The organism is Pseudomonas sp. AP19, assembly GCF_001728855.1.
Taxonomy (GTDB): Bacteria; Pseudomonadota; Gammaproteobacteria; order Pseudomonadales; family Pseudomonadaceae; genus Aquipseudomonas; species Aquipseudomonas fluorescens.
In genome coordinates this window covers 18,769-32,750 of sequence record NZ_LXJP01000017.1, presented here as the reverse complement: position 1 = coordinate 32,750, position 13,982 = coordinate 18,769, and the positions used below count along the sequence as shown (strand labels likewise).

Genomic DNA, 13,982 nt, shown 5'->3' with positions numbered 1-13,982 from the left:
TGCCCGCGGTTTGGGCCGCACGCCTCTCGATGGTCTGAAAAAGATGCGTGATAATAAAGCATGACCCGCTTGACGGCTAGCGCCGTCGGAGACCCTTGTAATGCCCGAGCAAGATCTACGTTTACAACAGCTGAAAGTATGGCTGGATGAGCAGTTGCCAATCCTTTTCAACGCTCAGGATTGGGGTGTCGTACCTCCGGCCACATTGACCGCGGCCAGCAGCGACGCGAGTTTCAGGCGTTACTTCCGTTGGGAAGGCGGCGGTCGAACATTCGTCGTTATGGACGCGCCACCCCCCCAGGAAAACTGCAAACCTTTCGTCGATATCGCTGATTTACTCGCGAAATCGGGAATTAATGTGCCAAAAATTTATGCAGAAGATCTGCCGCGCGGCTTTCTTTTGCTCAATGACCTTGGCAGAAAAACCTATCTGGACGTGATTGACGAGCAAAACGCCGATCAATTGTTTGCCGATGCCATCGACGCGCTGCTGGCTTTTCAGCAGTTGCCGATGGACGCGCCGCTGCCCAGCTATGACGTCGCCTTGTTGCGCCGCGAGCTGGAATTGTTTCCGGAGTGGTACGTTCGTCGGCATTTGGGTATCGAATTCGACGCCCGGCAGCAAGCCTTGTGGCAGCGCGTCAGCGCTCACTTGATCGACAGCGCCCTGGCCCAGCCCAAAGTGCTGGTGCATCGCGACTATATGCCACGCAACCTGATGATCAGCACGCCGAACCCAGGTGTGCTGGATTTCCAGGACGCGGTCTACGGCCCGGTGACCTACGACATCACCTGCCTGTTCAAGGATGCGTTCCTCAGCTGGCCCAAGGCGCGCGTGCGCGAATGGCAGCGTGGTTACTGGGAGCGTGCCAGGCAGCTGGGCATCCCGGTGCAGGGCGATTTTCAGGCGTTCCTGCGGGCCAGTGACCTGATGGGGGTGCAGCGCCACCTCAAGGTGATCGGCATCTTCGCGCGCATCTGCCATCGCGACGGCAAGCCGCGCTACCTGGCGGACGTGCCGCGCTTCTTTGCTTATATAGAAGCGGTACTGGCCGACCGGCCTGAACTGGATGAACTGGGTGAGTTGCTGGCCAGCCTGCGCGAGCCGGCCGAGGCGGGTGTATGAAGGCGATGATCCTGGCGGCGGGCAAAGGCGAGCGCATGCGTCCGCTCACGCTGCACACGCCCAAGCCTTTGGTGCAGGCGGGCGGCAAGCGGCTGATCGAGTATCACCTTGAAGCGCTGGCCAAGGCCGGCTTCACCGATATCGTCATTAACCATGCGTGGCTCGGGCAGCAGATCGAAAGCTACCTGGGCGACGGCGCGCAGTTTGGTCTGCGCATTCAGTACTCGGCCGAAGGCGAGCCGCTGGAAACCGGCGGCGGTATTTTCAAGGCACTGCCACTGCTGGGCGATGAGCCTTTCCTTCTGGTCAACGGTGACATCTGGACCGACTTCGACTTCGCCAGCCTGCGCAAGAAGCCGCTGCAAGGGCTTGCCCACTTGGTGATGGTCGACAGGCCTGACCATGCCCCTGCGGGCGGCGACTTCTATTTGAGCGACGGCGTGCTTCATGATGCCGCGCCCGGTGCCGATAACCTGACCTTCAGTGGCATTTCAGTGCTCGACCCTCAGCTGTTCGCGGGTTGCAGCGCCGGGGCCTTCAAACTGGCGCCGCTGTTGCGGGAGGCCATGGCCAAAGGACGGGTTACGGGGGAACACATGACGGGACGCTGGATTGATGTCGGCACGCTGGAACGCCTGGCGCAGGTCGAGACCTTGCTGACTGCGGAGCAATAAGATGTTGTGGCCAGGGACACTGATCGGTGCCGGGGCTGGCTTTGCCATTGCCAGTATTCCGGGGGCCTTGTTGGGCGCATTGCTGGGGCAGGCACTGGACCGCCGCCTGCAGTTGCACAGTTGGGCGCAATTGCGTGAACGCCTGGGCGGGCGCCCGGCATTGCGCAACGACGAGCTGCTGTTTGTGTTGTTGGGGCGCCTGGCCAAAAGCAATGGCCGGGTCGTGGATGGGCATATCCAGCAGGCGCGCCTGGAAATGCGCGCGCTGGACATGAGTGAACACGCCCTGCGCCGGGCAATTACCGCGTTCAATCGCGGCAAGTCCGGTTCCGACCGGGTGCGCACGTATCTGCGCGTACTCAAGGCGCAGCCGCATGCGGCGGAAGGCGTGTTGCGTGCGTGCTGGCGAATGGCCTGGGCGGATGGCAGGGCAGATGAGGCCGAGCGCGACCTGATCGATCAATGGGGCAAGTGGCTGGGCTGGACGCCGCAACAGTTGCACGCGCTGGCCTGCGACTACGCGCCGGAACGCAAGCCCTTGGTCAGCCGCAGCGGCGCCTATCAGGAGGCGTTGCGGATTCTTGGCGTAACCGCCACCAGCGAACCGTCGGTGATCAAGCGTGCCTATCGTCGCCTGCTCAGTCGCCACCACCCGGACAAGATCGCCGGCACCGGCGCCAGCCCCGCGCAAGTGCGCGAGGCGACCGAGCGAACCCGCGAGCTGCATAACGCCTACGCGCTGATTCGCGAGCGGCGGGATTTCAGATAGCCAGCACTTTTTGGAAGTGTGCACCCAATCCATTGTGGGAGCGGGTTTGCTCGCGAGTCAGCCGATGCATCTGTTGACTGACATAGCCTATTCGCGAGCAAGCCCGCTCCCACATCAGGCCTACGGTGCTTTCGAGATAGGCGGTCAGCGCTATTTCGGCTCCGGGCTCAGCCACCCGCGCACCCGCCGATACAACTGCTCTTGCTCGGCCGAGCTATTGCCGGGCAGGGTTTTCAGTGACACCTGTTTGTAGCCGTCATTCTTCGTGCGCTTGGCGGCTTGCACGCGCTCCAGCGCATTTTTGCGTTCTTGGGCGCTGTCCTGGTAGAACACGTCCGCTGTAGGCACTTTCAGCGTTGGGGCCAGTTGTTGCAGATTCGGTTGCCGACCCGTAGGTGTCTTGCCAGCCACCATCACCAACTTTTGCACTTGGGACGGCTGCTTCTCGCTCAGGTAACGCGCGGCCCACCAGGCGCCGGTGCCATGGCCAAGCAACACCACGCTGCGCGCGCTCTGGGTTTGGGCAAAGGCGACGGCGGCGTCGATACGATCAAAGATGCGCTTGGCGTCGGTTTTTTCCTGCTGCTCCGCACCGGGCACCACCGCCGGGTCCGTCCCTTCAGCTTCGGCGCTGGCGGCTTGTTCGATGGGTTTGGCGGCGGTGCTGCCTTCTTTGCTGCTGGTGTCGACCGCTGCCTTGGGGGCTTCCATGACCCGCGGCGGTAAGGTGTCCAGGTTCACGTCCGGTAATGAAAGGCTGAGGGTGCCCCAATCGGCGTCCGGTAATTTACTGCGCAAAGGCGCAATTGCTTGCGGCCAGTCAGCACTTTCCCCGGCGCCAGGCACGATAATCACCACGCCTTGGGGTTCGGCGCTGTTGGCCGGTTTCCACAGGGCCAGGAATGAATCGCTGCCGGCCTGCAACTGTTGCTGCTCTTGTTGCGGAAGTTGCCGCTCAAGGGCGTTGGCCTCTTCCTGGCTGCGCTCGGGCAGAGGTTGGCGTTCAACCGATTTTTCGGCAGCGGGCGCAGGTGCGTCGGCGGCCTGAACAGAAAAGGCGCTGGTAAATAGCAGCGACAGGCACAATGCTGGCAGTGCCGAACGGTGGAGAAAGAGCATCGTTAATTCCCGGCCAGAAGTCATTCCAGCAGCCTAATGGGTTGGTCAGTGTTTGTCAGTGATGTGAGACGTGGATCATGGGTTTTCGCTGTCTGCTGGTTATCGGCTGTTGGTGCTTTGCCTTGATGGCAAGTGCCGCGCCTGCGCCTGCTGCACCACAGGCGCAACTGAATGCACAACAGCGGGAGTGGCTCGCCCAGCATCCGGAGTTGCGCGTGGGCCTGGTATTGCAGGCGCCTTACGCGCAATACGACCGGCGCTTGCAGCGGTTGTCCGGGGCCAATGTCGAGTTGATGCATTGGTTGGCCAAGGCGCTGAACATTGAGCTGACCTGGCGCAATTTCCCCACCCAAGAGCAATTGGAAGCCGCCGTGCGTGACGGCGAAGTGGATATCGCCCCCGGCCTGCAGCAAACCCCTGCGAGCCTGCGCCTGTGGTTATTCACCGACCCGTATATGCGCGTGCCCCAGCATATCGTCGGTGTCCGCGAGGGCGGCGGTGCCGTGGAGCTGGAAAAACTCGATGAGCAATCCCGCGTTGCCGTGCGCATGCCCAGCGCCGTGGCGGACTACCTGCGCAGCAATTATCCCAACCTGAATCTGCAAGGCGTGCCCATGGAGCGTCAGGCCTTGCAGTTGCTGGTCAGCCAGCAGGCGCGTTATGCCGTGGTGGATGAGGCACAGTTGAGCCGGTTGTCCGGCGAGGCGGAGTTTGCCGGGTTGGCCGTGGTGGGGGATATCGGCTTGCCGCAATTGCTGCGTGTGGCCACCCGCCGTGAATGGCCGGAACTGGCGACCATCATGCAAAGCGCCTTGCGCGCGATACCCGCCCGCGATCTGGATCAACTGCATAGCCGCTGGTTGCAACCCAAGTACCCACAGTTGTCGGAGTCACCCGCCTTCTGGAAAAACCTCAGCCTGCTCTTGGGGTTGTTCCTGATCGCCAGTCTTGCCGTGGTGGTCTGGCAGCGTCGCCAGCAACGTGGGCTGGAACAGCACCTGCTGGCGGCTCGGGAAGAAAGTGCCGCGCGCGCCACCAGTGCCGAAGCCTTGCGGTTGACGCAGTTTTCCATCGATCAAAGTACGGTCGGTATCCTGTGGGTCAATTGGGACAGCCATGTGCGCTACGCCAACCTCGCCGCCGAAACCATGCTCGGTTATGGCGCCGGTGCATTGATCGAGCGACCGCTGATCGATTTTGACCCGACGTTGAACATGGACCGCTGGCTCAACCTGTGGAAACGCGCCCGCGCCAGCGAAGAAGGCCCGCAAAACTTTGCAGCCGATTGTGTGCGCGCAGACGGCACGATCCTGCCCGCTGATGTGTCCTTGAGCTTTCTGCGCTTTGCCGATGGCGAATACCTGGTCGTGTATCTCAGTGACGTGACCGAGCGCCGCCGTTATGTGGCCGCCTTGCTGCAAAGCGAGGCACAGTTGCGCGAATTGTCCGCCCACCTGGAAACCGTGCGCGAAGAAGAAAAGGCCCGTATCGCCCGCGAAGTGCACGACGAACTCGGGCAGATGCTCACGGTGCTCAAGCTGGAAACCTCGATGTGCGAGCTGGCCTATGCGCAATTGGATCCGGGCTTGAACGAGCGCCTCAACAGCATGAAGCGCCTGATCGCCCAGCTGTTCCAGCTGGTGCGCGACGTGGCGACCGCATTGCGCCCGCCGATTCTCGACGCGGGCATCGCCTCGGCCATCGAGTGGCAAGCCCGCCGCTTTGAAGCCCGTACGCAAATCCCCTGCCTGGTACAAGTCCCGGACAACCTGCCCGCCCTGAGCGACGCCAAGGCCATCGGCCTGTTCCGCATCCTGCAGGAGGCGTTGACCAATGTGATGCGCCATGCCCAGGCGCATACTGTCGAGCTGACCCTGGTGGTTGAGGGCGGCGACTTGCAGTTGACGATCAGCGATGACGGCGTCGGCTTCGTTGAGTCCCAGGGCCGGCCCGTGTCCTTTGGCGTAGTGGGTATGCGCGAGCGGGTGTTGATGATGGGCGGGCAACTGAGCCTGCACAGCGAGCCGGGGGAGGGCACCACCTTGAGTGTCAGGGTGCCGTTGGATGCATAACGCTAAGAGGAAACCCCTGTGATTCGTGTATTGGTAGCCGAAGACCACACCATCGTCCGTGAAGGCATCAAGCAATTGATCGGCCTGGCCAAAGACCTGCAAGTAGTGGGCGAGGCGAGTAACGGCGAGCAGTTGCTGGAGACTTTGCGCCACGTGGCGTGCGAGGTTGTGTTGCTGGATATCTCGATGCCCGGTGTGAATGGGCTGGAGGCCATTGCGCGCATCCGTGCACTGAATAACCCGCCGGCGATCCTGGTGTTGTCCATGCACGATGAAGCGCAAATGGCCGCCCGCGCCTTGAAAGTCGGGGCGGCGGGGTATGCGACCAAAGACAGCGACCCGGCCCTGTTGCTGACGGCGATTCGCAAAGTCGCGGCGGGCGGGCGCTATATCGACCCGGACCTGGCTGACCGCATGGTGTTTGAAGTCGGCTTGACGGACGCGCGGCCGCTGCATTCGCTGCTCTCGGAGCGCGAGTTTTCGGTGTTCGAGCGCCTCGCCCAGGGCGCCAACGTCAATGACATCGCCCAGCAACTGGCGCTGAGCAGCAAGACCATCAGCACCCACAAGGCGCGCCTGATGCAAAAGCTGAATATCACGTCCCTGGCCGAATTGGTGAAGTACGCCATGGAACATAAGCTGTTGTGACGACATGCCTGTTTACGACCTCCCGCGCGTCCTGCCAGGGCCATTCCCGGCGCGCGGGGCGCTGACACTGTTCCATCCCCGCCATCGTTGTAGGGCGATCCTTACCCCCAGCCTTCCATCCGGCTGATGCAATTCTCTCCTGGCCCCCGATTTCCGCGGCCTCGCGCCTGGACTACGCTTGTGCCACAGCAGTCCAAAATACAAAGGTGCGGGTATGAGCGAGGTGGATTCAAATGATGTGCTGGTCAGCTTTCGTGGCGTGCAGAAGAGCTACGACGGCGAGAACCTGATCGTCAAAGACCTCAACCTGGAGATTCGCAAGGGCGAGTTCCTCACCCTGCTCGGGCCATCGGGCTCGGGCAAGACCACCAGCCTGATGATGCTTGCCGGTTTCGAGACGCCGACCGCCGGTGAAATCCTGCTGGCCGGGCGCGCGATCAACAACGTGCCGCCGCACAAGCGCGACATCGGCATGGTGTTCCAGAACTATGCATTGTTCCCGCACATGACCGTCGCCGAAAACCTGGCGTTTCCCTTGTCGGTGCGCGGCTTGAGCAAGACCGATATCAGCGAGCGGGTCAAACGTGTGTTGAGCATGGTCCAGCTCGATGCCTTCGCCCAGCGCTATCCGGCGCAACTCTCCGGGGGGCAGCAACAACGTGTGGCTCTGGCCCGGGCGCTGGTGTTCGAACCGCAGCTGGTGCTGATGGACGAACCCCTCGGCGCACTCGACAAACAACTGCGCGAACACATGCAGATGGAGATCAAACACCTGCACCAGCGTCTCGGTGTGACGGTGGTGTACGTGACCCACGACCAGGGCGAAGCCTTGACCATGTCCGACCGCGTGGCGGTGTTCCACCAAGGCGAAATCCAGCAGATCGCCGCGCCGCGCACCTTGTACGAAGAGCCTAAAAACACCTTCGTCGCCAACTTCATCGGTGAGAACAACCGCCTCAACGGGCGCCTGCACAGCCACAGCGGCGAGCGTTGCGTGGTGGAGCTGGCGCGGGGCGAAAAGGTCGAGGCGCTCGCGGTGAATGTCGGCCAGATCGGCGGCCCGGTGACCCTGTCGGTGCGCCCGGAGCGCGTGAGCCTCAACGGCTCCAGCGAAAGCTGCGTCAACCGTTTCTCTGGTCGTGTGGCGGAGTTTATCTACCTGGGCGACCACGTGCGTGTGCGCCTGGAGGTTTGCGGCAAGGCCGATTTTTTTGTGAAACAACCGATTGCCGAGCTGGACCCGGCCCTGGCGGTCGGCGACGTGGTACCGATTGGCTGGCAAGTCGAGCACGTTCGCGCACTCGACCCACTTCTAGAGGCGAATTAATCGCCCCATGGCTTCACCAACCCTGCACGTGGAGAGAACAACAATGTTGAGATCCCTTAAATATTCCGCCCTGGTTTTAGGCCTGATGGGCGCGACACAGGCCATGGCAGGCCCGGACCTGACGGTCGTGTCCTTTGGTGGCGCGAACAAGGCGGCCCAGGTCAAGGCTTTCTACGCGCCGTGGGAAAGCGCGGGCAACGGCAAGATCGTCGCGGGTGAGTACAACGGTGAAATGGCCAAGGTCAAAGCCATGGTCGACACCAAGAGCGTGTCCTGGGACCTGGTGGAAGTGGAGTCGCCGGAACTGTCCCGTGGCTGTGACGAAGACATGTTCGAGCCGCTCGACCCCAAACTGTTCGGCAATACGGCGGACTACGTGAAGGGCGCGATTCAGCCCTGCGGCGTGGGCTTCTTTGTGTGGTCCACCGTGCTGGCCTACAACGCCGACAAGCTGGCCAGCGCACCGACCAGTTGGGCGGATTTCTGGGACACCAAGAAATTCCCTGGAAAGCGCGGCTTGCGTAAGGGCGCCAAGTACACCCTGGAATTCGCCTTGATGGCTGACGGCGTGGCCCCCAAGGACGTGTACAAAGTGCTGGCCGGCAAAGATGGTCAGGACCGTGCATTCAAGAAGCTGGATGAACTCAAACCGTCGATCCAATGGTGGGAAGCTGGCGCACAACCGCCACAGTACCTCGCTTCTGGCGACGTGGTGATGAGCTCTGCCTACAACGGGCGCATCGCCGCCGTGCAAAAAGAGAGCAACCTGAAAGTGGTCTGGAACGGCGGCATCTACGACTTCGATGCGTGGGCCATCCCTAAAGGCTTGGCCAAGGACCGCGCGGAAGCCGCGAAGAAGTTCATCGCCTTCTCGGTGCAGCCGCAACAGCAGAAGACCTATTCGGAAAACATCGCCTACGGCCCGGCCAACACCCAGGCTGTGCCGTTGCTGGCCAAGGATGTGTTGAAGGATATGCCGACCACTCCGGAAAACATTGCCAACCAGGTGCAGATCGACGTGAGTTTCTGGGCGGATAACGGCGAGCAATTGGAGCAGCGCTTCAATTCGTGGGCGGCTAAGTAACCCGCAATACCGCTAAATCCTTGTGCGAACCGGTAAGTGTGGGAGCGGGCTTGCTCGCGAATGCGATGTGACAGTCAGCGCGTGAAGAGACTGATCCACCGTATTCGCGAGCAAGCCCGCTCCCACACAGCCCGGCTCCCATTGGGGGCCTGTTGTGTTGGGCAGAGCGCATTCATTTTTAAGTTCCGGAGTTTGCCATGGTTATCGCCATTCCCAGCCCCACCCTCAAGCAGCGCCTGGCGCGTGCCGAGCGGCTCAACCGCTGGAAGGCCCAAGCGTTGATTGCGCCATTGGTGCTGTTTTTGCTGCTGGTGTTCCTGGTGCCGATCGTTGCGCTGCTTTACAAAAGCGTCGGCAACCCGGAAGTGGTGGGTGGTTTACCGCGCACCGTGGTGGCGGTAAAGACCTGGGATGGTCGTGGTCTGCCGGGTGAGCCGGTGTATCAGGCCCTCAGCGAAGACCTGGGCGAAGCGCGTAAAAACCAGACACTGGGCGACCTGTCCAAACGCTTGAACATGGAACTGGCCGGCTATCGCAGCCTGCTGACCAAAACCGCGCGGTCGCTGCCTTTTACCGAAGCGCCCGCCTCTTATAAACAGGCGCTGGAAACCCTCGACGAGCGCTGGGGCGATCCGGCGTACTGGCAGGCAATCCGGCGCAATACCAGCAGCCTTACGCCTTACTACCTGCTGGCGGCCGTCGATCACCGCATCGATGACCTCGGCGAAGTGGCCCCGGCAACGCCGGACCAGGCGATCTACCTGGACATCTTCGCCCGCACGTTCTGGATGGGCCTGGTGATTACCTTCATCTGCCTGTTGCTGGCGTACCCATTGGCCTACTTGCTGGCCAACCTGCCGGCACGCAAAAGCAACCTGTTGATGATCCTGGTGTTGCTGCCGTTCTGGACCTCGATCCTGGTGCGCGTGGCAGCGTGGATTGTGTTGCTGCAATCCGGTGGGCTGATCAACAGCGCGCTGATGAGTGTGGGCCTGATCGATAAACCGTTGGAATTGGTCTTCAACCGCACCGGCGTGTACATCTCCATGGTGCATATCCTGCTGCCGTTCATGATCCTGCCGATCTACAGCGTGATGAAAGGCATCTCGCCCACGTATATGCGGGCGGCGATCTCGCTGGGATGCCACCCGTTCGCCAGCTTCTGGCGCGTGTACTTCCCGCAGACCTATGCCGGTGTCGGCGCCGGTTGCCTGCTGGTGTTCATCCTGGCGATTGGTTACTACATCACGCCGGCGCTGCTGGGCAGCCCGAACGACCAGATGGTCAGCTACTTTGTGGCCTTCTACACCAACACCAGCATCAACTGGGGCATGGCCACGGCGTTGGGCGGCTTACTGCTGCTGGCGACCGTGCTGCTGTACCTGATCTACAACCGGCTGGTGGGCGCCAGTCGCCTGCGCCTGAGCTGAGGAGACCTTGCGATGCTGAGCCCTTATATGTCACCGGTGGAACGGGTGTGGTTCTACAGCTTGCGGATCTTGTGCGGCTTGATCCTGCTGTTCCTGATATTGCCGGTGCTGGTGATTATTCCGCTGTCGTTCAACAGTGGCAGTTTCCTGGTGTACCCGCTGCAAGGTTTCTCGCTGCATTGGTACCAGGACTTCTTCGCCTCGGCCGAATGGATGCGCGCACTGAAGAACAGCATCATCGTTGCCCCGGCGGCCACGGTGCTGGCAATGGTGTTCGGCACCCTGGCGGCGATTGGCCTGACGCGCGGCAACTTCCCCGGCAAGGCGTTGGTGATGGCGCTGGTCATTTCGCCGATGGTGGTGCCGGTGGTGATTATCGGCGTGGCCAGTTACCTGTTCTTTGCACCGTTGGGGCTGGGCAACAGTTTCTTCTCGCTGATCGTGGTGCATGCGGTGCTGGGCGTGCCGTTTGTGATTATCACGGTGTCGGCGACCTTGCAGGGTTTCAACCATAACCTGGTGCGAGCTGCCGCCAGCCTGGGCGCCTCGCCGTTGACCGCGTTTCGTCGGGTGACCTTGCCGTTGATTGCGCCGGGGGTGATTTCCGGGGCGCTGTTTGCGTTCGCTACGTCATTCGATGAAGTGGTCGTGACGCTGTTCCTTGCCGGCCCTGAGCAAGCGACCTTGCCGCGGCAGATGTTCAGCGGCATCCGTGAAAACCTCAGCCCGACGATTGCTGCCGCGGCGACCTTGCTGATTGCCTTCTCGGTGTTGCTGTTGCTGACCCTGGAATGGCTGCGAGGCCGCAGCGAAAAACTGCGCACCGCGCAGGTCTGAAGCCAAACCGAGATCAACCTGTGGGAGCGGGCGTGCTCCCACATGGGGGTGTGTTTATTCAGATAATGACCATTCAGCCGCTGAATGGCAGACAACCCATGTGCCTCAGCTACTCTTGTGCAAGCCCATTAATAACAAGAGGCCGCGCACATGAGCACTTCCTCATTCAAGATCGCCCACAAACTGCTGACCGGCGCCGGTGCCATCGAGCAGTTGGCCGCCGAGCTCACGCGTTTGGATGTGGATAACCCACTGATCGTGACGGACGCCGCGCTGGTCAAGTCCGGCACCGTGGCGCTGGCGCTTGAGCATTTGGGCGAGCGCACCTACGAGATTTTTGATCGTGTGCTGCCCGACCCGGAAATCGCCATCGTCGAAGACTGCATGCGTGCGTACCGCGAAGGCGGGCATGACGGCCTGATCGGGGTGGGCGGCGGCAGCGCTATCGACATTGCCAAAAGTGTCGCGGCCTATGCCGGTTACCACGGCGCCCTGGCGGATTTGTTCGGCATCGACCAGGTGCCGCGCAAGGGGCCGCCGTTGATCGCGATCCCGACCACGGCCGGCACCGGTTCGGAGGTGACCAATGTGGCGATCCTCTCGGACAAAGTGGCGCAACTGAAAAAAGGCATCGTCAGCGATTACCTGCTGCCGGATGTCGCGTTGATCAGCCCGCAAATGACGCTCACGTGCCCGCGCAGTGTCACCGCCGCCAGTGGCGTGGATGCATTGGTGCATGCCATCGAGTCCTACCTGTCACTGAATGCCTCGCCGATTACCGATGCGTTGGCCATTGGCGCGATCAAGCTGATTGCCAATGCGCTGCCCAAGGCCTACGCCAACCCGGCCAACCTGCAGGCCCGCGACGACATGGCCACCGCCAGCCTGATGGCCGGTATGGCGTTCGGCAACGCTGGAGTGGGCGCGGTGCATGCGTTGGCCTACCCGCTGGGCGGGCGATTCAATATTGCCCACGGCGTGAGCAATGCGCTGTTGCTGCCCTACGTGATGCACTGGAATAAGCTGGCGTGTGTCGAGCGCATGCAGGACATTGCCCAGGCGATGGGCGTCAATGTCACCGGGCTCAGCATCAACGACGCAGCCGACCAGGCGGTTGAGGCAATGACGCGACTGTGTGCCGCAGTCGAGATCCCGGCGGGCCTGCGCAGCTTCGGGATACCCGAGGATGCAATCCCGGCCATGGCCACGGAGGCGGCGGGTATCGAGCGGCTGATGCGCAACAACCCGCGCCAGCTCAGCGCAGCGGATATCGAGAAAATCTACCGGGCAGCTTACTAACTGTTGAGTGAGGTCACGGTGCGCGCGGCAAAGCATGAGGTATACAATGCGCGCCATCGTGATTTAGCTCAAAAAGGTGCGTCATGCAGCCCTTCGTCATTGCTCCATCGATTCTCTCCGCCGATTTCGCCCGCCTGGGTGAGGAAGTGGACAAGGTATTGGCCGCCGGTGCCGATTTCGTGCACTTCGATGTCATGGACAACCACTACGTGCCGAACCTGACCATCGGCCCGATGGTGTGCGCGGCACTGCGCAAGTACGGCATCACCGCGCCGATTGATGCGCACCTGATGGTCAGCCCGGTGGATCGCATCATCGGCGACTTCGTTGACGCTGGTGCGACCTACATCACCTTCCACCCGGAAGCCTCGCTGCACGTCGACCGCACCCTGCAACTGATCCGCGAAGGCGGCTGCAAGGCGGGCCTGGTATTCAACCCGGCGACCCCGTTGAGCGTGCTTGAGTACGTGATGGACAAGGTCGACATGATCCTGCTGATGAGCGTCAACCCAGGCTTCGGTGGCCAGAAGTTCATCCCCGGCACCCTGAACAAGCTGCGCGAAGCCCGCGCGCTGATCGATGCGTCGGGCCGTGATATCCGCCTGGAAATCGACGGTGGGGTCAACGTCAACAATATCCGTGAGATCGCCGCTGCCGGGGCCGACACCTTCGTGGCCGGCTCGGCGATCTTCAACGCCCCGGACTACCAGGAAGTCATCGACAAGATGCGTGCCGAACTCGCGCTGGCGCGTCCATGAGCGGTTTTGAGCGGCTGTTCCCCGGCAAACTGCCACGGCTGGTGATGTTCGATCTGGACGGTACGTTGATCGACTCGGTGCCAGACCTGGCGGCGGCGGTGGACGAGATGCTGCTCAAGCTGGGGCGCAAGCCGGCGGGTATCGAGTCGGTACGCGAGTGGGTCGGCAATGGCGCGCAGATGCTGGTGCGCCGGGCCCTGGCCAACCATATCGAGGCTGAAGGCGTCGATGATGTCGAGGCCGAACATGCCCTGGAATTGTTCAATGCAGCCTATGAAAGCAGTCACGAACTGACCGTGGTTTACCCCGGCGTGCGCGATACGCTCAAGTGGCTGCACAAGCAGGGCGTGGAAATGGCCCTGATCACCAACAAGCCGGAGCGCTTTGTCGCGCCGCTGTTGGACCAGATGAAAATCGGCCGTTATTTCCGCTGGATCATCGGTGGCGATACCTTGCCGCAGAAGAAACCCGACCCGGCGGCGCTGTTTTTCGTGATGAAAATGGCCAACATTCCGGCATCCCAATCGTTGTTTGTCGGCGATTCGCGCAGTGACGTGCTGGCCGCAAAAGCCGCCGGTGTGCAGTGCGTGGCCCTGAGTTACGGCTACAACCATGGTCGGCCGATTGCCGAAGAATCGCCGGCACTGGTGATAGATGACCTGCGACTGCTAATCCCCGGTTGCTTGGGAGCGGGCGCTGAGATAACGTTGCCCGATACCGAACCGTCCCCTTCTGGAAATCCCATCGTGGTGGTCACTCGCAAACTCTGGATGAAAGTCATCAAGGCCCTGGCCCGCTGGCGTTGGCGCGCCTGACTGATCCTGGCCGCGCTGCGGCAT

The 13,982-nt window shown here is 61.6% G+C and carries 13 protein-coding genes; 12 read left to right on the top strand and 1 reads right to left on the bottom strand.

Features of this window, described 5'->3' with window-relative positions:
- Positions 1-100: 100 nt before the first annotated feature.
- Genes A7D21_RS14215 through A7D21_RS14205 form a run of 3 tightly spaced genes read left to right on the top strand, consistent with a single transcriptional unit; the run spans position 101 to position 2,569 of the window.
- A complete protein-coding gene (locus tag A7D21_RS14215; protein WP_069551970.1) occupies positions 101-1,126 on the top strand; it encodes an aminoglycoside phosphotransferase family protein in 1,026 nt (341 codons plus the stop codon).
- Positions 1,123-1,800, top strand: coding sequence for an N-acetylmuramate alpha-1-phosphate uridylyltransferase MurU (murU, locus tag A7D21_RS14210; protein WP_053258313.1), 678 nt, complete (start codon positions 1,123-1,125; stop codon positions 1,798-1,800). Before A7D21_RS14215 ends, murU begins: the two co-directional genes overlap by 4 nt.
- 1 nt (position 1,801) lies before the next feature.
- Positions 1,802-2,569 carry a TerB family tellurite resistance protein gene (locus tag A7D21_RS14205; protein WP_069551969.1) on the top strand — a complete coding sequence of 256 codons (768 nt, stop codon included), beginning with the start codon at positions 1,802-1,804 and terminating at the stop codon, positions 2,567-2,569.
- 150 nt (positions 2,570-2,719) lie between these two features.
- Here A7D21_RS14205 and A7D21_RS14200 read toward each other — a convergent pair whose 3' ends face one another.
- Positions 2,720-3,688, bottom strand: coding sequence for an alpha/beta hydrolase family protein (locus A7D21_RS14200; protein ID WP_069551968.1), 969 nt, complete (start codon positions 3,686-3,688; stop codon positions 2,720-2,722).
- A gap of 77 nt (positions 3,689-3,765) precedes the next feature.
- Here A7D21_RS14200 and A7D21_RS14195 point away from each other — a divergent pair, with 77 nt between their 5' ends.
- The 9 genes from A7D21_RS14195 to A7D21_RS14155 all read left to right on the top strand — a co-directional run bounded on the left by A7D21_RS14195 (position 3,766) and on the right by A7D21_RS14155 (position 13,958).
- Complete coding sequence (locus tag A7D21_RS14195; RefSeq protein WP_069551967.1) at positions 3,766-5,760, top strand: histidine kinase; 1,995 nt, start codon at positions 3,766-3,768, stop codon at positions 5,758-5,760.
- Between the two features lie 18 nt (positions 5,761-5,778).
- Positions 5,779-6,408: a response regulator transcription factor gene (locus A7D21_RS14190; protein ID WP_053258309.1), complete on the top strand. Its 630-nt coding sequence runs from the start codon at positions 5,779-5,781 to the stop codon at positions 6,406-6,408.
- Between the two features lie 214 nt (positions 6,409-6,622).
- Positions 6,623-7,735: an ABC transporter ATP-binding protein gene (locus A7D21_RS14185; protein ID WP_053258308.1), complete on the top strand. Its 1,113-nt coding sequence runs from the start codon at positions 6,623-6,625 to the stop codon at positions 7,733-7,735.
- Positions 7,736-7,778: 43 nt separating this feature from the next.
- Positions 7,779-8,819 carry an ABC transporter substrate-binding protein gene (locus A7D21_RS14180; RefSeq protein WP_053258307.1) on the top strand — a complete coding sequence of 347 codons (1,041 nt, stop codon included), beginning with the start codon at positions 7,779-7,781 and terminating at the stop codon, positions 8,817-8,819.
- 197 nt (positions 8,820-9,016) lie between these two features.
- Positions 9,017-10,249 (top strand): ABC transporter permease, encoded by a 1,233-nt coding sequence (locus tag A7D21_RS14175; RefSeq protein ID WP_069551966.1) that lies wholly within the window; start codon positions 9,017-9,019, stop codon positions 10,247-10,249.
- Between the two features lie 12 nt (positions 10,250-10,261).
- Positions 10,262-11,086, top strand: a complete 825-nt coding sequence (locus A7D21_RS14170) for an ABC transporter permease (protein ID WP_017739612.1) — start codon at positions 10,262-10,264, stop codon at positions 11,084-11,086.
- Between the two features lie 150 nt (positions 11,087-11,236).
- Positions 11,237-12,385: an iron-containing alcohol dehydrogenase gene (locus A7D21_RS14165; RefSeq protein WP_053258305.1), complete on the top strand. Its 1,149-nt coding sequence runs from the start codon at positions 11,237-11,239 to the stop codon at positions 12,383-12,385.
- An 83-nt stretch (positions 12,386-12,468) separates the two neighbouring features.
- Positions 12,469-13,143, top strand: coding sequence for a ribulose-phosphate 3-epimerase (gene rpe / locus A7D21_RS14160; protein ID WP_046035020.1), 675 nt, complete (start codon positions 12,469-12,471; stop codon positions 13,141-13,143).
- Entirely contained in the window at positions 13,140-13,958 is an 819-nt protein-coding gene (locus tag A7D21_RS14155; protein WP_053258304.1) for a phosphoglycolate phosphatase, read from the top strand. The genes rpe and A7D21_RS14155 overlap by 4 nt, the downstream gene beginning before the upstream one ends.
- Positions 13,959-13,982: the final 24 nt, after the last annotated feature.

Coding starts and splice junctions, on each gene's coding strand:
- A7D21_RS14215 (WP_069551970.1), top strand. CDS start 101: ATGCCCGAGCAAGATCTACGTTTACAACAGCTGAAAGTATGGCTGGAT.
- murU (WP_053258313.1), top strand. CDS start 1,123: ATGAAGGCGATGATCCTGGCGGCGGGCAAAGGCGAGCGCATGCGTCCG.
- A7D21_RS14205 (WP_069551969.1), top strand. CDS start 1,802: ATGTTGTGGCCAGGGACACTGATCGGTGCCGGGGCTGGCTTTGCCATT.
- A7D21_RS14200 (WP_069551968.1), bottom strand. CDS start 3,688: ATGCTCTTTCTCCACCGTTCGGCACTGCCAGCATTGTGCCTGTCGCTG.
- A7D21_RS14195 (WP_069551967.1), top strand. CDS start 3,766: ATGGGTTTTCGCTGTCTGCTGGTTATCGGCTGTTGGTGCTTTGCCTTG.
- A7D21_RS14185 (WP_053258308.1), top strand. CDS start 6,623: ATGAGCGAGGTGGATTCAAATGATGTGCTGGTCAGCTTTCGTGGCGTG.
- A7D21_RS14180 (WP_053258307.1), top strand. CDS start 7,779: ATGTTGAGATCCCTTAAATATTCCGCCCTGGTTTTAGGCCTGATGGGC.
- A7D21_RS14175 (WP_069551966.1), top strand. CDS start 9,017: ATGGTTATCGCCATTCCCAGCCCCACCCTCAAGCAGCGCCTGGCGCGT.
- A7D21_RS14170 (WP_017739612.1), top strand. CDS start 10,262: ATGCTGAGCCCTTATATGTCACCGGTGGAACGGGTGTGGTTCTACAGC.
- A7D21_RS14165 (WP_053258305.1), top strand. CDS start 11,237: ATGAGCACTTCCTCATTCAAGATCGCCCACAAACTGCTGACCGGCGCC.
- rpe (WP_046035020.1), top strand. CDS start 12,469: ATGCAGCCCTTCGTCATTGCTCCATCGATTCTCTCCGCCGATTTCGCC.
- A7D21_RS14155 (WP_053258304.1), top strand. CDS start 13,140: ATGAGCGGTTTTGAGCGGCTGTTCCCCGGCAAACTGCCACGGCTGGTG.